Origin of the sequence: Streptomyces viridifaciens, from assembly GCF_001888885.2 — a bacterium.
Taxonomy (GTDB): domain Bacteria; phylum Actinomycetota; class Actinomycetes; order Streptomycetales; family Streptomycetaceae; genus Kitasatospora; species Kitasatospora aureofaciens.
The window spans coordinates 471,727-493,190 of sequence record NZ_CP090841.1 but is presented as its reverse complement, the minus strand read 5'-3'; the positions used below and the strand labels follow the sequence as shown (position 1 = coordinate 493,190).

Sequence of the window (21,464 nt, the reverse complement as noted above, 5' to 3'; positions counted from 1 at the left end):
TGGAAACACGAAAGAACGAAGCGCCCGGAGGGCCCGCTGGAAGGCGGTCCGAAGGAAGCGTCCGTTCCTTGAGAACTCAACAGCGTGCCAAAAGTCAACGCCAGATATGTTGACATCCCCGGCCTCGATCGTCTGATCGGGGTTGGAGATTCCTTTTGAAACAAACACTAGCGAGGACGCAGTGCGCGGGATCACCCTATTCCGGTGGTTGCCGTGCCGCTCAACGCGGGTGTGGACCCGATTACGGGTAAACATTCACGGAGAGTTTGATCCTGGCTCAGGACGAACGCTGGCGGCGTGCTTAACACATGCAAGTCGAACGGTGAAGCCCTTCGGGGTGGATCAGTGGCGAACGGGTGAGTAACACGTGGGCAATCTGCCCTGCACTCTGGGACAAGCCCTGGAAACGGGGTCTAATACCGGATACGACCTTCCTCCGCATGGGGGTTGGTGGAAAGCTCCGGCGGTGCAGGATGAGCCCGCGGCCTATCAGCTTGTTGGTGGGGTAATGGCCTACCAAGGCGACGACGGGTAGCCGGCCTGAGAGGGCGACCGGCCACACTGGGACTGAGACACGGCCCAGACTCCTACGGGAGGCAGCAGTGGGGAATATTGCACAATGGGCGAAAGCCTGATGCAGCGACGCCGCGTGAGGGATGACGGCCTTCGGGTTGTAAACCTCTTTCAGCAGGGAAGAAGCGCAAGTGACGGTACCTGCAGAAGAAGCACCGGCTAACTACGTGCCAGCAGCCGCGGTAATACGTAGGGTGCGAGCGTTGTCCGGAATTATTGGGCGTAAAGAGCTCGTAGGCGGCCTGTCGCGTCGGATGTGAAAGCCCGGGGCTTAACCCCGGGTCTGCATTCGATACGGGCAGGCTAGAGTGTGGTAGGGGAGATCGGAATTCCTGGTGTAGCGGTGAAATGCGCAGATATCAGGAGGAACACCGGTGGCGAAGGCGGATCTCTGGGCCATTACTGACGCTGAGGAGCGAAAGCGTGGGGAGCGAACAGGATTAGATACCCTGGTAGTCCACGCCGTAAACGTTGGGAACTAGGTGTTGGCGACATTCCACGTCGTCGGTGCCGCAGCTAACGCATTAAGTTCCCCGCCTGGGGAGTACGGCCGCAAGGCTAAAACTCAAAGGAATTGACGGGGGCCCGCACAAGCAGCGGAGCATGTGGCTTAATTCGACGCAACGCGAAGAACCTTACCAAGGCTTGACATATGCCGGAAACATCTAGAGATGGGTGCCCCCTTGTGGTCGGTATACAGGTGGTGCATGGTTGTCGTCAGCTCGTGTCGTGAGATGTTGGGTTAAGTCCCGCAACGAGCGCAACCCTTGTTCTGTGTTGCCAGCGAGTAATGTCGGGGACTCACAGGAGACTGCCGGGGTCAACTCGGAGGAAGGTGGGGACGACGTCAAATCATCATGCCCCTTATGTCTTGGGCTGCACACGTGCTACAATGGTCGGTACAAAGGGCTGCGATGCCGTGAGGCGGAGCGAATCCCAAAAAGCCGGCCTCAGTTCGGATTGGGGTCTGCAACTCGACCCCATGAAGTTGGAGTTGCTAGTAATCGCAGATCAGCATGCTGCGGTGAATACGTTCCCGGGCCTTGTACACACCGCCCGTCACGTCACGAAAGTCGGTAACACCCGAAGCCGGTGGCCTAACCCGTAAGGGATGGAGCCGTCGAAGGTGGGACCAGCGATTGGGACGAAGTCGTAACAAGGTAGCCGTACCGGAAGGTGCGGCTGGATCACCTCCTTTCTAAGGAGCACATGGCCGCTTGCAGGCGAATGTTCTGCACGGTTGCTCATGGGTGGAACGTTGACTATTCGGTACAGGAAGAGACCAGGGGCTAGTACTGCTTCGGCGTGGAACGCGTTCTGGGATTGACTGTGTCGGGCACGTTGTTGGGTCCTGAGGGAACGGAAGTTGCCTCAAGGATGCCGGCCTCACTTGAGGTAGCCCGGGTTCGGGTTGCCGAGGGTGTGTGACTGGTCGTTGTTTGAGAACTGCACAGTGGACGCGAGCATCTGTGGCCAAGTTTTTAAGGGCGCACGGTGGATGCCTTGGCACCAGGAACCGATGAAGGACGTGGGAGGCCGCGATAGGCCCCGGGGAGCTGTCAACCGAGCTTTGATCCGGGGGTGTCCGAATGGGGAAACCCGGCAGTCGTCATGGGCTGTCACCCGCTGCTGAACACATAGGCAGTGTGGAGGGAACGCGGGGAAGTGAAACATCTCAGTACCCGCAGGAAGAGAAAACAACCGTGATTCCGGGAGTAGTGGCGAGCGAAACTGGATGAGGCTAAACCGTATTGGTGTGAGACCCGGCAGGGGTTGCCAATACGGGGTTGTGGGAATGAGCTTCAGTCGTCTGCCGGCGGCTGGGCGAGTCAGAAACCGTATGGGTAGTCGAAGGACATGCGAAAGGTCCGGCGTAGAGGGTAAGACCCCCGTAGACGAAATCTGTACGGCTTGCTTGCTCATCTCCCAAGTAGCACGGGGCCCGAGAAATCCCGTGTGAATCTGGCGGGACCACCCGCTAAGCCTAAATATTCCCTGGTGACCGATAGCGGATAGTACCGTGAGGGAATGGTGAAAAGTACCGCGGGAGCGGAGTGAAATAGTACCTGAAACCGTGTGCCTACAAGCCGTGGGAGCGTCGTCAGTCGGTTTACCGGCTGGCCGTGACTGCGTGCCTTTTGAAGAATGAGCCTGCGAGTTTGCGGTGTGTAGCGAGGTTAACCCGTGTGGGGTAGCCGTAGCGAAAGCGAGTCCGAATAGGGCGTTTGAGTTGCATGCCCAAGACCCGAAGCGGAGTGATCTAGCCATGGGCAGGTTGAAGCGCGGGTAAGACCGTGTGGAGGACCGAACCCACCAGGGTTGAAAACCTGGGGGATGACCTGTGGTTAGGGGTGAAAGGCCAATCAAACTCCGTGATAGCTGGTTCTCCCCGAAATGCATTTAGGTGCAGCGTCACGTGTTTCTTGCCGGAGGTAGAGCACTGGATAGGCGATGGGCCTTACCGGGTTACTGACCTTAGCCAAACTCCGAATGCCGGTAAGTGAGAGCGTGGCAGTGAGACTGTGGGGGATAAGCTCCATGGTCGAGAGGGAAACAGCCCAGAACACCGACTAAGGTCCCTAAGCGTGTGCTAAGTGGGAAAGGATGTGGAGTCGCAGAGACAACCAGGAGGTTGGCTTAGAAGCAGCCACCCTTGAAAGAGTGCGTAATAGCTCACTGGTCAAGTGATTCCGCGCCGACAATGTAGCGGGGCTCAAGCACACCACCGAAGTCGTGTCATTGCAGCGAATAGGGCCAACGCCTGCTGTGATGGGTAGGGGAGCGTCGTGTGCCGGGTGAAGCGGCCGAGGAATCGAGTCGTGGACGGTATACGAGTGAGAATGCAGGCATGAGTAGCGATACAAGAGTGGGAAACTCTTGCGCCGATTGACCAAGGGTTCCTGGGTCAAGCTGATCTGCCCAGGGTAAGTCGGGACCTAAGGCGAGGCCGACAGGCGTAGTCGATGGACAACGGGTTGATATTCCCGTACCCGCTTTGAAGCGCCAACGCTGAACCTTCTGATGCTAAGCCCGTGAAGCCGTCCCGGAGCCTTCGGGCAAAGGGAAGTGGTGGAGCCGGTGGCCCAACGGGGTAGTAGGTGAGCGATGGGGTGACGCAGGAAGGTAGTCCAGCCCGGGCGGTGGTTGTCCCGGGGTAAGGGTGTAGGGCGTTGCGTAGGCAAATCCGCGCAACATGTGCCTGAGACCTGATGCCGAGCCGATTGTGGTGAAGTGGATGATCCTATGCTGTCGAGAAAAGCCTCTAGCGAGTTTCATGGCGGCCCGTACCCCAAACCGACTCAGGTGGTCAGGTAGAGAATACCGAGGCGTTCGGGTGAACTATGGTTAAGGAACTCGGCAAAATGCCCCCGTAACTTCGGGAGAAGGGGGGCCATTCCTGGTGACGGGCCTTGCGCCTTGAGCTGGGGGTGGCCGCAGAGACCAGCGAGAAGCGACTGTTTACTAAAAACACAGGTCCGTGCGAAGCCGTAAGGCGATGTATACGGACTGACGCCTGCCCGGTGCTGGAACGTTAAGGGGACCGGTTAGCTCAGATTCGTCTGGGCGAAGCTGAGAACTTAAGCGCCAGTAAACGGCGGTGGTAACTATAACCATCCTAAGGTAGCGAAATTCCTTGTCGGGTAAGTTCCGACCTGCACGAATGGCGTAACGACTTCTCGACTGTCTCAACCATAGGCCCGGTGAAATTGCATTACGAGTAAAGATGCTCGTTTCGCGCAGCAGGACGGAAAGACCCCGGGACCTTTACTATAGCTTGATATTGGTGTTCGGTTCGGCTTGTGTAGGATAGGTGGGAGACTTTGAAGCAGCAACGCCAGTTGTTGTGGAGTCGCCGTTGAAATACCACTCTGGTCGTGCTGGATGTCTAACCTGGGTCCGTGATCCGGATCAGGGACAGTGTCTGGTGGGTAGTTTAACTGGGGCGGTTGCCTCCTAAAGGGTAACGGAGGCGCCCAAAGGTTCCCTCAGCCTGGTTGGCAATCAGGTGTTGAGTGTAAGTGCACAAGGGAGCTTGACTGTGAGACTGACGGGTCGAGCAGGTACGAAAGTAGGGACTAGTGATCCGGCGGTGGCTTGTGGAAGCGCCGTCGCTCAACGGATAAAAGGTACCCCGGGGATAACAGGCTGATCTTCCCCAAGAGTCCATATCGACGGGATGGTTTGGCACCTCGATGTCGGCTCGTCGCATCCTGGGGCTGGAGTAGGTCCCAAGGGTTGGGCTGTTCGCCCATTAAAGCGGTACGCGAGCTGGGTTTAGAACGTCGTGAGACAGTTCGGTCCCTATCCGCTGTGCGCGTAGGAGTGTTGAGAAGGGCTGTCCCTAGTACGAGAGGACCGGGACGGACGAACCTCTGGTGTGCCAGTTGTTCTGCCAAGGGCATGGCTGGTTGGCTACGTTCGGGAGGGATAACCGCTGAAAGCATCTAAGCGGGAAGCCTGCTTCGAGATGAGCACTCCCACCTCCTTGAGAGGGTAAGGCTCCCAGTAGACGACTGGGTTGATAGGCCGGATATGGAAGCCCTGTGAGGGGTGGAGTTGACCGGTACTAATAGGCCGAGGGCTTGTCCTCAGTTGCTCGCGTCCACTGTGTTGTTCTGAAACAACGACCCCGACCCCGTAAGGCGTGGGTTGGTGCGGTTGACAGTTTCATAGTGTTTCGGTGGTCATAGCGTGAGGGAAACGCCCGGTTACATTCCGAACCCGGAAGCTAAGCCTCATAGCGCCGATGGTACTGCAGGGGGGACCCTGTGGGAGAGTAGGACGCCGCCGAACAATCATTCAGAAGAACCCCCATCCGGATTCCGGATGGGGGTTCTTCGCGTTTCCGGGACGGGAGTTGGCCGAAAGATCACGCTGTGTTCGCCGACGGACTGTGTACGTCCCGCGTGCGGCACCTATGTTCGTGCTCCAGCGGAACCCGTGCATTCACCGACCGGGAAGGACCCCACGTGGCCTCCATCGACAGGCGCCGATTCATCCAGCTGGGGGGTGCGTCCGTGGCCGCCGCCGGCCTCGGCGCGTTTCCGCCCGCGGTCAGCAAGGCGCTGGCCCTGCCCGCGATCGGCAGGACGCGCTCCATCAAGGACGTCGAACACGTCGTCATCCTGATGCAGGAGAACCGTTCCTTCGACCACTACTTCGGCACGCTCCGAGGTGTTCGAGGCTTCGGTGACCCGCGCCCCACCCTGCTGCCCGGCGGCCGGCCCAACTGGCACCAGCCGGCCGCCGCGGTGAGGACCGGCCGTTACCACGACCGTGGTCTGCCGGCCTCCGAGAAGGAGGTGCTGCCCTGGTACATCGACCCGGGGAACACCACCGAGTACCAGGCCGGCACGGACCACGGCTGGAGCAGCGGACACCTCGCCTGGAACGAAGGGCGCCACGACCAGTGGGTGAACCAGAAGCAGGACGTCATGACGATGGGTCATCTCAAGCGTCAGGACCTGCAGTACCACTTCGCACTGGCCGACGCCTTCACAGTCTGCGACTCGTACTTCTGCTCCGTCCACGCGGACACCGCTCCCAACCGGATCTACCTGTGGACCGGCACCAGCGACCCGCGCAACGTCTACGGCCGCAAGCCCAACGGGCCCGGCCTGGAGGAGCGCAACGGCAGGAACGGCTACACCTGGACCACCTACCCGGAGCGGCTGGAGGACTCCGGGGTCAGCTGGAAGCTGTACCAGGGCGGTTCCGGTGAGCCGGGCACCCCGACCGACAACTACACCGACAACTCGCTGATGTTCTTCGAGCGGTACCAGGTCGCCGAGGGCGCGTCCGGTCCGCTGGTGGAGAAGGGGGCGACGGACCACACGCTCAAGGAGTTCCGCGCCGACGTCGAGCAGGGCCGGTTGCCCCAGGTGTCCTGGATCGTCCCGCCGTACAAGTACAGCGAGCACCCCTCCGCCACGCCCACCGACGGCGCGTACTACATCAATCTGGTGCTGGACGCGCTCACCTCCAACCCCGAGGTGTGGGGCCGGACCGTCTTCCTCATCAACTACGACGAGAACGACGGCCTGTTCGACCACGTCGTCCCGCCGATGCCGCCGGTGGTCAGCCGTCCGGGCGGTCAGGGAGTGGTCTCCTCCGACCTGGAGGCGAGCCTCGGCGACGAGCTGCTCGACCTCGCCGAGTACCCGGGGGAGATGAGCCCGCTGGTCCCCGGTGCGGACCGCGGCGGACTGCAGCCGATCGGCCTCGGCCCGCGTGTGCCGCTGCTGGTCATCTCCCCGTGGTCACGCGGTGGTTGGGTCTGTTCGGAGACCTTCGACCACACCTCCGTGCTCCGCTTCCTGGAGGCCCGGTTCGGCATCGAGGAGCCCAACATCAGCGCCTGGCGCCGCGCGGTCTGCGGTGACCTCACCTCGGCGCTCGACTTCTCCGGCGCCGACCCCCAGCGGGTCTCGATCCCGGTGCCGGCGCCGATCGCCTCGCGGGGCAAGCCGTACCAGGTGCCGCTGCCCCAGCGGATGCCCACCCAGGAGCAGGGCACCCGTCCGGCCCGCGCGCTCCCGTACGACCTGCGGGTCAACGAGGACGAGACCTACGACACGACGGTGTTCCAGCTCAACCTGGACAACAAGGGCAAGGCCGGTGCCTGGCTCTACGTCTACGACCGGACGGCGCCGGCGGCGGCGCCCCGCCGCTACACCGTCTCGGCCGGCGACAGTTTCGAGGACCACTGGCCGCTGGTCGACGACGGTTACCACCTCGTCGCGCACGGGCCGAACGGCTCGGTGCAGGAGTTCGAAGGCAGGACGGTCGGTGGCCTGGTCGCCCGCTTCGAGCCCGCGAGGAACAAGGTGCGGGTGACGGTGTCCAACCACGGGGAGGCCCCCCGGACGGTGACCGCCGAGGAGGCGTACACCAAGGGCGCCAAGCAGGGCCGTACTCTGCGCCCCGGTGACGACGCCCGGTTCACCTTCGACCTGCCCGCCGAGAGCCGCTGGTACGACGTCACCGTCGCGGCGGCCGACGGGCCGGCGTTCCGCCGCCGCTGGGCCGGACACCTGGAGAACGGTCGGCCCGGCACCAGCGACCCCGGGCCGCGTTGACCGGTCCCTCCACAGGTGGGGCCGCGGGCCCGGCAGCGCCACCGGGCCCGCGGCCCCGCGTCAGTCGACCGGCTGCCCGGGCCGTCCCGGCACCCAGAGCGGGACGGGGCCGCCGCGCGGCATGGCGCGTGCCGCGTCCTGCTCCAACCACTCGTCCACGCGCTGCGGATCGCCCTCGCTGAGCTCCACCAGCGCCGCCGCGGCGATCCGGGCGCAGCACAGCACGAGCGCGAGCGTGTCCTGGCGCCGGTGCCGCTCCCGCAGGTAGGCCTCGCCCCGTTCCTCGATGCGGCGACGGTGGCCCGGCCCGTCCGCGGCGGTCAGTGCCTGGACGCCGTGCCACACCAGGGCGAGCGCGCAGGGTTCGGCCGGGTGGGTCAGGCCCTCCCGGTCGGCCCGCTCGTGGGCCTCGGCCGAGTGCAGCCCGAGCCACTCCAGTGCCGTCGGCGCGTCCTCCCCGCAGGAGCGCAGGAGCAGTTCGGCGGCCAGTTCCGCGACCGTCGGCAGCACCGCGGACGCGGGCATCCGCAGCCCGGGCGCGGGGGTGTCGCCGAACGACAGCCACGCGTCCGCGAAGGAGGCCGCGTGTAGCCCGCCCGTCCAGCCCGGGGCCCCGTGAGGTGCCCCGTTCGGTGTCCCGTCCGTTGCTCCGAGCCTGTCCCGAGCCCCCAGCCGGACCATTCCCACCGCGGCCAGACGCGCCGCGTCCTCGTCCAGTGCCAGCAGCCGTCCACTCCGCACCACGTACCCCCACCCGCGTTCGTGACCCCGTTGACCACATCCCATCACGGAGGACGCGAACGAACTAGACAGGGTCACGTCACAAATCGGAACCGATGGCGGAGGAGGAGGGAGGCCCCGTCCCGCCCGGCGAGGACGACCCGGGCGGGACGGAGCCGTGTGGGGGCGGGTGGGGTCAGTGGCCGCCGTGGATCAGGTGGAGGGAGAAGTCCTCGTCGGTGGGCACGGGCGCGGTCTTGACGTGGGTCACGCCCGTGGCCCCGTCGAAGTACCAGCCGGAGGCGGCGGAGTCGAGCGCGGCGGCCGAGTCCAGTCGGGGCAGCGGGCCGCCCTGGGTGACGACCATCCGAGGGACGGACCGGCCGTGCACGGTGAAGCGGTACGAGCGGGCGTCCGGCTTGCCGCTGTAGCTGCCCTCGCTGGCGCCGACCTCGACTGTGGTGACCGGGCCGTGTGCGTGGACGTCCACCTGCTGGGTAGCCGAGGAGCCCGCCGCGTACCGGCGGGTGACGCCGTCGTCCTCGTAGAGGGTGTAGGAGGAGTCGCCCTGGGGGTAGAGGTCGTAGTCGAGTTCACCGCGGTTGCGGTTCTCCCAGGACAGCGTGCCCCGGGGCCACATCGGCACGATCGCGCCGCCCTTGACGAACAGCGGCAGGGTTTCGAGCGGGGCGGAGTAGCCGTTGATCGTGGTGGGTCCCTGGTAGGTGCGTCCGGTCCAGTAGTCGGTCCAGGTGCCCTCGGGCAGGTAGATGCCGTCGCGCACCGTGGTGGCGGAGTAGACCGGGGCGACCAGGAAGTCCGGCCCGGCCAGGAACTCGTACTTCGCGTTCGGCCCGAGGGCCGCCGGGTCGTCCGGGTACTCCAGGGCGAGCGGGCGCACCGCGCCGATGCCGGTGCGGGTGGCCTCGGCGGACAGGGTGTACATGTACGGCAGCAGCCGCTCCTTGAGCTGCAGGTACTTGCGGTTGATCGAGGTGTAGGGTTCGCCGTCCAGCCAGGGCTGCTGGTCGCGCTGCTGCTTGCCGGACATGTCCCTGGCCCAGCCGTCCATCGTCATGATGGTCGGCAGGAAGGCCTTCCACTGGAGGTCGCGGGTGTACATCTCGGGGTCGCGGCGGAAGATCGAGCCGACGTCGCCGGTGTTGTAGGCGATGCCGGACATGGTGGCGCCGGCGTAGGTGGGGATCTGCCAGCGGATGTAGTCCCAGGACAGGCTCTGGTCGCCGCTCCACAGCACGCCGCAGCGCTGGGCGCCGGCCCAGGAGACGGGCAGCCAGACGAAGCCGCGGGCGTCGCTGTTGTCCTCGATGCCGGCCTTGGCCCGGTCGCAGGCGTCGAGGGCGAAGCCGTAGCCGTTGCCGACCCAGGCGACGTCGAGCTTGCGCACCCGGACCCCGGCCTTGACCTCCTCGGCCTGGTTGGGCAGGCCGTTCTGGGTCCAGAGGCCGAGCTGGGCGTGGTCCTTGCGCAAGCCCTCGCCGGTCTGGGGCAGGTTCTCGTAGCCGCAGCCGTAGCCGTCGTTGACCAGCATCCAGCCGAGCGGCATCTGGTTCCGGACGTAGCCGTCGGCGACCTTGAGGGCGTCGGTGGTGTGGCGTTCGCCGCGGTTGGCGTTGTGCAGGTAGCAGTCGGAGTCGCCGGGCTCCAGGCCGTAGACCGGTGGCATGAAGGGCTTGCCGACCAGCGCGGTGTACTCGCCGATGACGGACTTGACGTCGCCGGTGAAGTAGTAGGCGTCCAGGCGGCGTTCCTGCTGCCCGGTGCGCACCGGGGAGCCGAAGTCGTAGATGCCGGGGGCGAAGGTGTTGCGGAAGACGCCGTAGCCGGCGGTGGAGACGTAGAACGGCTGGGAGTTGTTGTAGCCGCCCTCGTTCCAGTTGGTGCTGTTGGCGACGTGGACGGTCCGGTCACGGTGGGAGAAGCTGCCGTTCTGCTCGCCGCCGCCGAAGAACTGCTCGTCGGCGCCGCGGACCAGGCTCTGCCGCAGGCCGCCGGTGGACCAGCGCAGCGGGGCGTCCTCCTGCCAGATGGCGGTGCGGTCGTCCGCCCGGTAGAGGCCGAACCGCAGGGGGTGCTTGTAGACCCGCAGCACCAGGTGGCCGGAGCGGATGCCGTAGTAGTCGCCGGCGTCGAAGGTGGAGGTGCGGGTCTGGAGTTGGGGCTGCTGCCGGATGACGGCGCCGCCCACCGGGTCGCTGATGTCGCCGTCCGGGGCGGCGCGCAGGCGCAGTTGGTCGTCGGCGAGGAAGTCGACCTTGGCCTTGAGGGTGCCCGCGGAGATGTCGTAGCTGCCCTGGCCGCCGCTGAAGGAGGTGAGGTCGCCCGCGTCGGTGGTGCGGGGGAGGTAGGCGCGGCCGGTGAAGGAGCCGCCGTGCACGTCGTACGGGACGACCAGGACGTGGTAGGTGCCGGAGGCCTTGGGGATGACGGTGGCCTCGGGGTCGGCGGTGCCGGCGCTCTCGGCGACCTCCTTGCCGTTGGCGTCGTAGACGTACAGGTCGAAGTCGTCGGTGGGGTTCTGCCACTGGATCGAGACGGGGACGCCGCCCTCCGGGTTGTCGTCCCAGTAGCCGGAGGGGACGTCGACCGTGAGGTCGAAGCGGCCGCAGACCGTGCCGTCCGGGTCCTGGGCGGCGGTGGGGCAGGAGGTGGCGCCGCCGAGGGTGCCCTTGGCGTACGTGGGGCTCTGCCAGGTGGCGTCCTGGTGGCTGCCGTCCAGGACGGCGGCGGGCGGGCCGGCGGCATGGGCCGGTACGACGGGGCCGGCGACGGCGGCGATGCTGGTGAGGGCCGCCGCGAGGGCGGCCCTTCGCAGATGGGGTCGGAGCAGGCGCACGGGGGTTCTCCTGTCGACTCTTCGGTTCGATCTGCTGGTTCGGCGGGCTACTTGACCGATCCGGCGGTCAGTCCCGAGACCACGTGCCGCTCGATCAGGGCGAACAGCACCGCCACCGGCACGATCGCGACTCGTTCCAGGCGGAGATGAAGGTGAAGATCACCGCGGTGACCACGCCCGGCAGGGCCGGTGGCAGCACCACCCGGCGCAGCGCCCCGAGCCAGCCGAGGCCGTCGAGCATCGCGGCCTCCTCCGGCTCCACCGGGACCGAGGAGATGTACGCCGTGAGGATCCAGACGGCGAAGGCCAGGTTGAAGGCGGCGTTGCAGAGGATCAGCGTCCAGACCGAGTTGAGCATGTCCAGCTGGTAGAACTCGCGGTAGAGGCCCACCAGCAGGGAGGTCGGCTGGAACGTCTGGGTGACCAGGACCAGAAGCAGGAACAGCCGGCGGCCCCGGTAGCGGACCCGGGCGGTGTAGTAGGCGGTGGGCACCGTCCGGGTCCGGCGCACGCCGAGACGAGGGCCAGCACACGTTTGTCCACCGCAGTTACCGCCTTCGTGCGTGCTTGATCAGGTGATCCAAGATGCTTGAAGAACGTGGTTTCGAGCAGTTTCGAAAGAGCAGCTTGGCGCTTCGGGCGGTTCATGTCAATCGTGGGCGCAGTATTGCGCAAGAACGCGACACCGTCTCGGCCCACCGGGAGGCGCTCTGCGCAGAAACGCTCAAGGCCTGGAGCCCTCTGCGGTACGACAACCGCCTGGGACTTGCTCGGCCGCAGGTGGGAACATGCGGCCCGGCCCGGCCCGGCCCGGCCCGGCCCGGCCCGGACCGGCGCCGGACGTCGAGCCGAGTCGGGGGGCCGCGGGTGCGCGGCACCGGCCGCCGCCGACGACCCGGCCCGGGGCCCGGGGCGGCAGCGCCTCAGGGGCGGACGGCGAAGACCCAGCGGTTGGCGGCGAGGGCGTCGTCCGGCTCGGGGAGCGGGCCGCGGCCGTAGTGGCGGGTGAACTCGTAGGGCGTGTGGACGGTGGTGGACCAGCCGCGTGCGGTGAGGTCGGCCGGGGTGTCCGGGCGGGGTTCGGCGTCGAGGAGGGCGGGCAGGTCGATGCCGGTCCGCTCGCGGGTCGCGGTGTGGACGGGGTGGTCGCGGACCGCCGCGGCCTCGGGGCCGAGCCTGGCCTCGTAGGCCAGGGTGGAGCTAGGGGCGCTCAACCGGTCGACGGCGGCGAAGAGTTCGCGTTCCGCCGTACCGGGAAGGTGGAGCAGCAGGCCTTCGGCGAGCCAGGCGGTCGGGTGGTCCGGGTGGAACCCGGCGGCGGTCAGCGCCCCGGCCCAGTCGGTGCGGAAGTCGGTCTTGACGGCCACCCGGTGGGCGGTGGGCCGGTCGGTCGCTGCGGCTTCGAGCCCGTCCAGTACCCGCTCCTTGAAGGCGAACACCTCGGGCCGGTCGACCTCGTAGAGGGTGCAGTCGCCGGGCCAGTCCAGCCGGTACGCCCGCGCGTCGAGTCCGGCCCCGAGCAGGACGACCTGCCGGGCGCCGAGTTGGACGGCCCGCAGCAGCTGGTCGTCGAACGCCCTCGTCCGCAGCGCGAAGTAGCGGCCGAGTCGCCCCCACAGCGGGTCGGCCTCGCCGTCGGGGACGTCGCGGGGGTGGACGGGCCAGTGCGTGGCGGCGGGGGCGGCGCGCACGAAGTGCTCGGCGTAGTGGTCCCGGGCCAGGGCGTCGGGGCGGTGGGTTTCGATCGCCCGGGCGGCGGCGACCAGCAGGGTGGTGAGCTCCACGTCCCCGGCCACGCCCTCGGCCCCACCACCAGCTACACCCTCGGCCACGCCTCCGGTCCCGCCTTCGGTCACGCCGTGGTTCTCCGTCACGCCGACACTCATGCGCGCTCCTGCTGCTGGGGGAAGGGCGGTCCGTGCCCGATCGGTCCCCCACTATCCGTCACCGTGCGGAGCAGAGCGCGTCATGATCGCCGGAGTTCACCTGATCCGGTGAACTCGGCGTGGCGGTAGCAAAGTTGGTGCGGCGGATCAGTATGCGGCGGTCGGCTGCCGGCCGGCCGGCTGCCAGTCGGCCGGCCCGGAGGGCGGCAGATGGCCGGGCAGTCCGGACGTCCAGCGCTTGGACCCGTCCGGCAGCACGGCGAGCGCCTCCACCCCCGGCTGCCGAGCCGCCCAGGCCAGCGCGCGGTCGGGGCCCATCGCGAAGGCGGCGGTCGCCCAGGCGTCGGTGCGGGCGATGCCGGTGCCGGGGGCACCGACCAGGGTGAGCGAGGCCAGTCCGTCGGCCGGGCGGCCGGTGCGGGGGTCGAGGATGTGGGCGCCGCGCTCGGCGGTGCCGGAGGTGGCGACGGCGAGGTCGCTTCCGGCCAGTACGGCGGCGAGCATGCCCGGTCTTGCGGGATGGGCGACGCCGAGCCGCCACGGACCGCCGGAGGTCTGTACGTCCCCGCCGCCGTTGACGCAGAACTGCCGGGCACCGGAGGCACGCAGCAGCCGGGCGGCCTCCTCGATCGCCCAGCCCTTGACCCAGCCGCTGGGGTCGAGCCGTCCGCCGGGCCGCTCGGTGAAGTAGCCGTCGGTCTCGGCCGCCACCTCGCGGCAGGCGGCGAGCACCGTGGGCACGTCGGGGTCGCAGTCGTCCGGGGCGAGTTCGCCGCGCCCGAGCCGGCTGATGTCGCTGTCGGGCCGGTAGGTGGAGAACACCGCGTCGATCCGGTGCAGCCGTTCGGCGATCCGCCGTACCACCTCGGGGGTGTCCGGCCGGGGGTCGCGGACGGCGATCGAGAAGACGGTGCCCATCACGGGCTCGGCGTGCCGCAGCACCGGGGCCTCAGCCCTTCGCCCGGTCGAGGGCGCTCTGCAGCGAGCGGATGTAGCCGTCACTGGTGTAGGTGGCGCCGCTGACCGCGTCGATCTGGGCGTTCTGCGCGGAGATCGCCTCCTGGTTGAGCACGGGCAGGGCGTCGGCGTTGATCTCGCGGTCCCGGCGGTCCTGGGTCGGGTACTTGACCACGTCGACGGTGGTGATCCGGCTACCGGCGAGGGTGACCTGCACCTGCACCGGGCCGTACCGGGTGTTGACGGTGTCCCCGCTGACCTTCCGGGTGGCGCCGCCACCGGTGGTGGGTGCGGGGGAGGCGGACCGGCCCGGAGTGGTGTCGGCGGCGCCAGTGGTCCCGGAGTCGGAGCCGGAGCCGGACCCCGACGCCGAGCCGGACCCCGACCCCGAGCTGATCACCGGCGCGGACCCGGTCGCCTCGTGCGGTTTGAGCGAGAGCAGCAGCACCACCCCGGCAGCGGTGGCGGCACTGGTGACGACGGCTCGACGCATGGCAGGACAACTCCTCCGGAACGGCTACTCGAACGTGTGAGTGAAGGCGAGGGGGCGACGTGTTCAGAAGACGAAGGACTCGCGGTGGATGCGCCCCGCCCGCACCCCGGCCGCCCGCAGTGCGCGCACGGCCTCCTCGGCGACGGCCTCCGGTCCGCACAGGTACACGTCGTGCTCGGCCAGGCCCGGCACCAGCCGCGCGAGCGCGGCGCCCAGGTCCCCGACCTGCTCCCGCGAGCCGAGCAACTCGTGCACCACCGCACCGCGCCGCCGGGCGACCTCGGCCAGCTCGGCCCGGAACAGCACGTCCTCCGCGCGCCGCGCCCGCTGCACCAGCGTGACCTCGCCCGGCAGGGTCTCGAACAGCGCCCGCAGCGGCGTGATCCCCACCCCGACCCCGAGCAGCAGCACCCGGTGCTGCCGCTGCTGCCGCCCGGTGAACGCCCCGTACGGCCCCTCGGCCCGCACCCGGGTGCCCGGCCGCAGCGCGGCGACGGCGGCGCTGTGCCCGCCGAGGTCCTTGACGGTGAAGCGGAGGAAGTCCGGGCGCGGCGGCGCGGACAGCGAGTACGGGTTGGCGGCCCAGCGCAGCCCGGGCGCCTGGAACTGCAGGCGGAAGAACTGGCCCGGCTCGGCGCGGAGTTCCTCCAGCCGCCGGCCGGACAGGAACAGCGACACCACGCCGGGGCCCTCCGGCCGCACCTCGGCCACCCGCAGGCCGTGCCGCCGGTCGAGCAGCCACGGGCGCAGCAGCCGGAACCAGCCGAGGAGCGCCGCCGTGCCGAAGTAGAGCGCGCACCAGCCGGCCTGGCCGGGCCCGCCGCCGAGGTCGGCGCCGGTGGCCAGCTGGTGGGCGAAGGCGAGCGCCACCGCGAGGTAGGTCGCCAGGTGGAGGTAGTACCAGGTCTCGTAGGAGAGCCGGCGGCGTGCGGCCCGGGCGGAGACCAGGCCGGTGCCGAGCATCAGCAGGGTGCCCAGTGAGGCCTTGACCATCTCGGGGTAGTGGAAGACGATCTCCACGCCCTCGCCGACCAGCCCGCGCCCGTCGGTGAGCGCGTAGCCCCAGACGACGGTCAGTACGTGCACCGAGACCAGGGCCACCAGCCAGCGGCCGCCGTACGCGTGCCAGCGGGCCAGCCGGTCGGCGCCGACCCCGCGCTCCACCGGCGGCAGCCGGGCCATCAGCAGGAGCAGCACCGGTGCGGCGTACCCGGCGAGCAGCCCGGTGATCCGCCCGGCGCCGGTCAGCCACCCGGCCGCGCCGACCACGGAGGCGGTGTTCACCCACCACAGCCCGAGCACGCCGAGCGCCCCGGCGGCGATCAGCCCGAGCGCCGCGTTCGGGGGCAGGGCGAGCGGCGGGTGGGCCGCCGCCCGGTGGCGCGGGCCGGCGGACGCCGGCCGGGACTTCGGCGCGGTGGCAGTGGTCATCGGGAACCTCCTCAACTCCCGGCGGTGGCGCTGCCCCGCCGGGCGGTCCACGATCGCACCGCAAGCTCTGAGTCACCTCTGAACAAGGCCCGTTCCAGCGGCCGCCTGGGGTGGCATCGGCGCAGTTCAGCAGCCATATGAGGGTTCACGAACCAGTTGCGGCGATCTCACGGGTTTCTCATCGCGGCAGGCCAGAATGAACGCCGGCCACTCCAGCCGTCCACCGCCGAACCGAGGGAGCACCATGGACGACACCGACGGCTGCTCGGACCGGCAACCCGACCGGCACCCCGACGCCCGCCCCGACTGGCGCGTCCTGGTCGTCGACGACGAACCGGACCTGGTGGAGGTGGTCTGCGGCGCCGTCCGCTACGAGGGCTGGCAGGCCCGCGGCGTGACCACCGGCCTGGAGGCCGTCCGGGAGGCGGCGCAGTGGCGCCCGCACGCCGTCGTGCTGGACGTCATGCTGCCCGACCTCGACGGCCTGGAGGTGCTGCGCCGGGTGCACGCCGAGCAGCCCGAGGTGCGGGTGCTCTTCCTCACCGCCCGGGACGCCGTCGAGGAGCGGATCGCGGGCATCGCGGCGGGCGGCGACGACTACGTGACCAAGCCGTTCAGCCTGGCCGAGGTGGTGGTCCGGCTGCGCGGGCTGCTGCGCCGGGCCGCCCCGGCGACCGGTCCGGCCCGGCCGCCCGCGCACGCCCTGGTGCTCGGCGACCTCGTCCTCGACGACCGGGCCCGCGAGGTGACCCGCGACGGCGAGACCATCGAGCTCAGCCCGACCGAGTACGCGCTGCTCGCCCACCTGATGCGCCACCCCCGACAGGTGCTCAGCAAGGCGCAGATCCTGGAAGCGGTCTGGTCGTACGACTTCGGCGGGCAGGCGCACATCGTGGAGCTGTACATCAGCTACCTGCGCAAGAAGCTGGACGCCGGCCGCAGCCCGATGATCCACACCGTGCGCGGCGCGGGCTACCTGATCAAGGCCGCGCCGTGAGCCGGACCGCGAACCTCCTGCGGAGGCTGCTGCCCCGCACCCTGCGCGCCCGGCTGATCGCCGGCCTGCTGGTGCTGCTGGTGGTCACCTGCGCCGCCGTCGGCTTCGCCACCGCCGCGGCCCTGCGCCACTTCCTGGTCGACCGGCTCGACCAGCAGCTCGCCGAGGCCGGCGGCCGCTACGCCGCCAGCCTGGAGCACACCGGCTCCGGCGTCGGCCCGGACACCCGGGCCCAGACCCCCGGCACCCTGGGCGTGCGGCTGGTGGACGGCCGGGTGACCGCCGCCGGGGTGGTCGACGGCGACGCCGACGACGTGGACACCCCCGGCGACGAGGACGACCGGGTCTCCTTCCCGCCCGACCGGCAGCGCGCCCTGGCCGCCCTGCCGGTCGGCGGACCGGCCCGCACCCTCGACCTCGGCGGCCCGCTCGGCCACTACCGGGTCCGGGCGGTGTCAGGTCGGGACGGCGACGTGCTGGTCAGCGGGCTGCCGGTGAAGTCCGCCGAGGACACCGTGGAGCGGTTGGAGACCCTGGAGCTGACCGTCTTCGCGATCGCCGCCACCGCGGCCGGCGCCGCCGGGGCGGTCTGGGTCGGCTTCTCGCTGCGCCCGCTGCGGCGGGTGGTGGGCATGGCCGAGCGGGTGAGCGCGCTGCCGCTGGCCAGCGGCGAGGTGATGCTCGCCGAGCGGGTGCCGGACGACGACCCGCGCACCGAGGTGGGCCGGGTCGGCGCGGCGCTCAACCGGATGCTCGGCCACGTCGGCGACGCGCTGGCCCGCCGCCACGCGGTGGAGGAGCGGCTGCGCGGGTTCGCCGCCGACGCCAGCCACGAGCTGCGCACCCCGGTCGCGGCCGTCCGCGGCCACGCCGAGCTTGCGCTGCGCCACCCCGGCGAGGTGCCGGGCGAGGTGCGGCACTCGCTGGAGCGGATCGACGCCGAGGCGCTGCGGATGGGCGCGATCGTCGAGGACCTGCTGCTGCTCGCCCGGCTGGACGCCGGGCGTCCGTTGGCCGAGGACGAGGTGGACCTCACCCGGATCGTGCTGGGCGCCGTGGCCGACGCCCGGGCGGCCGGCCCGGACCACCGCTGGCGCCTGGTGCTGCCGGAGGAGCCGGTGTTGGTGCGTGGGGACGAGCACCGGCTGAGCCAGGTGGTGGCCAACCTGCTGGCCAACGCCCGCACCCACACCCCGGCCGGTACGGCGGTCGAGCTGCGACTCGAACTCACCGTCGAAGGCGTGGAGTTGAGCGTCACCGACGAAGGGCCCGGGATTTCGGCGGAGCTGCTGGAGCGGGTCTTCGAGCGCTTCGTCCGCGGCGATCGCGCCCGCTCCCGGGCCACCGGCTCGACCGGGCTGGGCCTGGCCATCGTCCGGGCCGTGGTCCAGGCGCACGGCGGCACGGTCGAGGCGGCCAGCCGGCCCGGCCGTACCTCGTTCACCGTTCGGCTGGCGGGGGCGTGACGCCGCAGGTCGTTCACCGTTCGGCGGCCGGCGGGGGCGTGACGTCGTGGGCGCTCAGCGTCCGGCCGGCGGGGGCGTGGACGTGCGGAAGCGCCGGCGGTAGTCCGTCGGCGTGGTGTCCAGGCGGCGGCGGAAGGCGCGCACCATGGTGTCCGTCGTGCCGAACCCGCAGGCGGTGGCGATGCGTTCGAGGGTGTCGTCGCCCGACTCCAGCCGGTGCCGGGCGAGTTCGACCCGGGCCGACTCGACGTAGGCACTCGGGGTGGTACCCAGTTCGGCCTTGAAGATCCGCACCAACTGCCGTTCGCTGACGTGGGCGTGGGCCGCGAGGTCCGGCACGGTGAGCCGGTCGGAGAGGTTGCGCAGGATGTGGTGGCGCAGCTCCTCGATCCGCCGGGTGGTGGAGACGGGCTCCAGCGGGACGCTGAACTGGCTCTGGCCGCTGGGACGTTTGAGGTACATCACCAACTGGCGGGCGACCCGCAGGGCGAGTTCCTCGCCGAAGTCCTCGGCGACCAGAGCGAGCGAGAGGTCCAGGCAGGCGCTGATGCCCGCACCCGTCCACACCTCGCCCTCGCGGATGAAGATCGGGTCGGCGTCCACCTCGATCTGCGGGTACTCGGCGGCGAGTTGGCCCGCGGTCGACCAGTGGGTGGTGGCCCGCTTGCCGTCCAGCAGCCCGGCGGCCGCCAGCAGGTGGGCGCCGACGCAGACCGAGGCGACCCGGCGGGCCCGGGCGGCCAGGGTGCGGACGTGGTCGACCACCGCCGGGTCGGTGAGCGCCCGGACCCGTCCGCCGTCGGCCTCCACGGCCCCGGGCACCAGCAGGGTGTCGATGCCGCCCGCGGCGGCCGCCTGATCGAAGGTCAGATCGGGCAGGATCCGCACCCCGGCGGCCGTGGTGACCGGATCGGTGGTCGCGGCGGCCAGCACCACCCGGTAGCCGGCCGCGTCGGCGGTCTCCCGCCGGACCAGCGAGAACACCTCCGGCGGTCCGGTGACGTCCAGCAGGTCGACGCCCTCGAACAGGACGACGACGATCAGCCGCTTCTCCACGCGCTGCTCCCTCGATGTCGGATTCTGCATGTTAGACGGCATTGCCGCCATGCCGAGTCCGCCCGTAGCGTTCCATGGGCAGGCCGCACCCGGCGTGACCTGCGAAGAACCCCTCCAGGCGACGAAAGCGGTACAGCCATGCCCACCACCACCCTGCGCACCCTCAACGGCCTCGACGACAAGCCCGCCGTGCTCGGCGCCGCGACCCTCGTCCTGATCGACTACCAGAACACCTACACCCGCGGCGTCATGGAGCTGACCGGCTGGCGTGAGGCCCTCGACGCGGCCGCCGCGCTGCTCGCCCGCGCCCGGTCGGCCGGCGCCACCGTCATCCACGTCATCAACGACGGCGGCCCGGGCACCCCGTACGACGTCCGCGCCGAGATCGGGCAGATCCACCCGGACGTCGCCCCCGTCGAGGGCGAGCGGGTGGTCGTCAAGCAGGCCCCGGACGCCTTCGTCGGCACCGACCTGGGCACGCTGGTGGACGTGGCCGGCCACCAGGACGTCGTCATCGCCGGGTTCATGACCCACATGTGCGTCGCCTTCACCACCGCCGGCGCCTTCCTGCGCGGCAACCGCCCCACCGTCGTCGCCGACGCCTGCGCCACCCGGCCGCTGCGGTCCGGCGCCACGGAGCTCACCGCCGCCCAGATCCACCGGGGCGCGCTCGCCACGGTCGGGGACCTCTACGGCGTGGTGGCGGAGTCGGCCGCCGACCTCGGCTGAACCCGCCGCCGGGCCCGCCCTCGGCGGCGGGTCCGGTCCGTCACCCGGACCCGCCGCCGGTCCGACGAGTCTCACCGCGCCCGGCCCGCTCCGCCATGGATTCGGTTCTCGCCGAAGAGTTTGCGGACCGGGCGCCCGCGGGTGACGATCGCGTCCGTGCTGCGAATCCACTTCGGTACGGACGACCTGGACCGCGTCCGGGTCGCCGAGCGCCCCGACATGTCGATGGAGTTGTCCCTCAGCGTCCACGCCCTGGTCAGTGGCCGCTGCGATCCGCGCTTCCAGGTCTGGCGCAACCGGCTGCGGGCGTCCTGGAACCCGCGCACCGCACTGCTCTTCGACCTCTACACCCGCTCGGCGATCCCGGAGTTCCTCACCGTCCGCCGGGACCCGGGTGCCACTGAGAGCGCCACCGCCGGGACACCCGAGGAACCGCTCCGCGACCACCTGCTATCCGTCGGCGGGGAACGGGAGTTGAGCGCCTTCGCGCGCGGCGTGGCAGCGGGCGACCAGCGGGCCAGGAAGCTCCTCGGCAACGTCACCGCGGACTACCAGACCCGCGCCATCGACCCCTACCGGCGACAGATCGAGACCATCGTCACCACCGAGCACGGCCGCCGCCGCCGGATCGCCGAACCGGACCAGGTCCTCGGCTCGCTGCACCCCGCCCTGGCCTGGCGCCGCCCGGTGCTCAGCTTCCCGCTCTCGAGCGGGTGCCGGCGCGACGTCCGGCTGGACGGCCGCGGACTCCTGCTCCAGCCCTGCGTGTTCGGCCCCCGCCGCCCTGTCATCGCCCGCTTCGAGGACCCGCACCAGCAGCCCGTCCTCCTCTACCCGGCGAGGATCAGCGGTCCCTTGCAGCCCGAGACCGAACCCACCCCCAGCCGTACCCTCACCGCCCTGCTCGGCCAGACCCGCGCCGCCGCCCTGGAGGCCATCGCCACCCACGGCCCCTGCTCCACCAAGGACCTGGCCACCCACGTCGACATCTCCACGGCCTCCGCCAGCGAACACGCCACCGTCCTCGCCGACTCCGGCCTCACCACCAAGGACCGCACCGGCCGCACCGTCACCCACCGCCCCACCCCCCTCGGCCAAGCCCTCCTCGCCGGCCACCTCCCCACCCCACCCGCCGAATGACAGACCCGGCGCGCCTGCGGCGACCGCTCCGGACTGTCCGGGTGGGGCGGGTTGGCCGAGGTGGGGGTGCGTCTGCGGCG

Annotated in this window: 12 protein-coding genes, 3 rRNA genes and 1 pseudogene; 8 read left to right on the top strand and 8 right to left on the bottom strand. The window is 69.5% G+C overall.

What is annotated here, in order from left to right:
- Window positions 1-254: 254 nt before the first annotated feature.
- From BOQ63_RS09700 to BOQ63_RS09685, 4 genes are all read left to right on the top strand, one after another.
- Window positions 255-1,771, top strand: a 16S ribosomal RNA gene (locus BOQ63_RS09700).
- Between the two features lie 273 nt (window positions 1,772-2,044).
- A 23S ribosomal RNA gene (locus BOQ63_RS09695) occupies window positions 2,045-5,164 on the top strand.
- Between the two features lie 86 nt (window positions 5,165-5,250).
- A 5S ribosomal RNA gene (gene rrf, locus BOQ63_RS09690) occupies window positions 5,251-5,367 on the top strand.
- The 16S, 23S and 5S rRNA genes sit together here, the layout of an rRNA operon.
- A gap of 176 nt (window positions 5,368-5,543) precedes the next feature.
- Complete coding sequence (locus tag BOQ63_RS09685) at window positions 5,544-7,652, top strand: phosphocholine-specific phospholipase C (RefSeq protein WP_150475782.1); 2,109 nt, start codon at window positions 5,544-5,546, stop codon at window positions 7,650-7,652.
- A gap of 60 nt (window positions 7,653-7,712) precedes the next feature.
- Here the strand turns inward: BOQ63_RS09685 and BOQ63_RS09680 are convergent, their stop codons facing one another.
- The 7 genes and pseudogenes from BOQ63_RS09680 to BOQ63_RS09650 all read right to left on the bottom strand — a co-directional run bounded on the left by BOQ63_RS09680 (window position 7,713) and on the right by BOQ63_RS09650 (window position 15,996).
- Window positions 7,713-8,396 (bottom strand): hypothetical protein, encoded by a 684-nt coding sequence (locus BOQ63_RS09680; RefSeq protein WP_030599095.1) that lies wholly within the window; start codon window positions 8,394-8,396, stop codon window positions 7,713-7,715.
- 172 nt (window positions 8,397-8,568) lie between these two features.
- Window positions 8,569-11,229, bottom strand: a complete 2,661-nt coding sequence (locus BOQ63_RS09675; RefSeq protein ID WP_072654071.1) for a glycoside hydrolase family 31 protein — start codon at window positions 11,227-11,229, stop codon at window positions 8,569-8,571.
- A 47-nt stretch (window positions 11,230-11,276) separates the two neighbouring features.
- Window positions 11,277-11,725 (bottom strand): annotated as a pseudogene (locus BOQ63_RS09670) (carbohydrate ABC transporter permease); the annotation flags it as partial.
- Window positions 11,726-12,152: 427 nt separating this feature from the next.
- Complete coding sequence (locus BOQ63_RS09665) at window positions 12,153-13,115, bottom strand: SAM-dependent methyltransferase (RefSeq protein WP_078938642.1); 963 nt, start codon at window positions 13,113-13,115, stop codon at window positions 12,153-12,155.
- Between the two features lie 147 nt (window positions 13,116-13,262).
- Entirely contained in the window at window positions 13,263-14,033 is a 771-nt protein-coding gene (locus BOQ63_RS09660; RefSeq protein ID WP_150476352.1) for an FAD:protein FMN transferase, read from the bottom strand.
- Between the two features lie 31 nt (window positions 14,034-14,064).
- Entirely contained in the window at window positions 14,065-14,565 is a 501-nt protein-coding gene (locus BOQ63_RS09655) for an FMN-binding protein (RefSeq protein ID WP_072654068.1), read from the bottom strand.
- A gap of 63 nt (window positions 14,566-14,628) precedes the next feature.
- Window positions 14,629-15,996, bottom strand: a complete 1,368-nt coding sequence (locus BOQ63_RS09650) for a ferredoxin reductase family protein (RefSeq protein WP_150475781.1) — start codon at window positions 15,994-15,996, stop codon at window positions 14,629-14,631.
- 244 nt (window positions 15,997-16,240) lie between these two features.
- On the opposite strand from BOQ63_RS09650, the gene BOQ63_RS09645 reads away from it, so the two are divergent.
- Both BOQ63_RS09645 and BOQ63_RS09640 read left to right on the top strand, forming a co-directional pair.
- Window positions 16,241-16,993 carry a response regulator transcription factor gene (locus tag BOQ63_RS09645; protein ID WP_030290997.1) on the top strand — a complete coding sequence of 251 codons (753 nt, stop codon included), beginning with the start codon at window positions 16,241-16,243 and terminating at the stop codon, window positions 16,991-16,993.
- The gene (locus BOQ63_RS09640; RefSeq protein ID WP_223885884.1) at window positions 16,990-18,459 is read left to right on the top strand and encodes a sensor histidine kinase; all 1,470 of its coding nucleotides are present in this window, start codon (window positions 16,990-16,992) and stop codon (window positions 18,457-18,459) included. Before BOQ63_RS09645 ends, BOQ63_RS09640 begins: the two co-directional genes overlap by 4 nt.
- 54 nt (window positions 18,460-18,513) lie before the next feature.
- Here BOQ63_RS09640 and BOQ63_RS09635 read toward each other — a convergent pair whose 3' ends face one another.
- Entirely contained in the window at window positions 18,514-19,545 is a 1,032-nt protein-coding gene (locus BOQ63_RS09635; RefSeq protein ID WP_046385849.1) for a GlxA family transcriptional regulator, read from the bottom strand.
- Between the two features lie 108 nt (window positions 19,546-19,653).
- Here BOQ63_RS09635 and BOQ63_RS09630 point away from each other — a divergent pair, with 108 nt between their 5' ends.
- Complete coding sequence (locus tag BOQ63_RS09630) at window positions 19,654-20,244, top strand: isochorismatase family protein (RefSeq protein ID WP_072654066.1); 591 nt, start codon at window positions 19,654-19,656, stop codon at window positions 20,242-20,244.
- A 156-nt stretch (window positions 20,245-20,400) separates the two neighbouring features.
- Window positions 20,401-21,384: an ArsR/SmtB family transcription factor gene (locus BOQ63_RS09625; RefSeq protein ID WP_030291009.1), complete on the top strand. Its 984-nt coding sequence runs from the start codon at window positions 20,401-20,403 to the stop codon at window positions 21,382-21,384.
- The last annotated feature ends 80 nt before the right edge of the window (window positions 21,385-21,464 follow it).

Bases quoted from the DNA above. Each gene is read 5' to 3' on its own strand.
- BOQ63_RS09650 (WP_150475781.1), bottom strand. From the start codon at position 15,996: ATGACCACTGCCACCGCGCCGAAGTCCCGGCCGGCGTCCGCCGGCCCG.
- BOQ63_RS09635 (WP_046385849.1), bottom strand. From the start codon at position 19,545: ATGCAGAATCCGACATCGAGGGAGCAGCGCGTGGAGAAGCGGCTGATC.
- BOQ63_RS09660 (WP_150476352.1), bottom strand. From the start codon at position 14,033: ATGGGCACCGTCTTCTCGATCGCCGTCCGCGACCCCCGGCCGGACACC.
- BOQ63_RS09645 (WP_030290997.1), top strand. From the start codon at position 16,241: ATGGACGACACCGACGGCTGCTCGGACCGGCAACCCGACCGGCACCCC.
- BOQ63_RS09655 (WP_072654068.1), bottom strand. From the start codon at position 14,565: ATGCGTCGAGCCGTCGTCACCAGTGCCGCCACCGCTGCCGGGGTGGTG.
- BOQ63_RS09665 (WP_078938642.1), bottom strand. From the start codon at position 13,115: ATGAGTGTCGGCGTGACGGAGAACCACGGCGTGACCGAAGGCGGGACC.
- BOQ63_RS09630 (WP_072654066.1), top strand. From the start codon at position 19,654: ATGCCCACCACCACCCTGCGCACCCTCAACGGCCTCGACGACAAGCCC.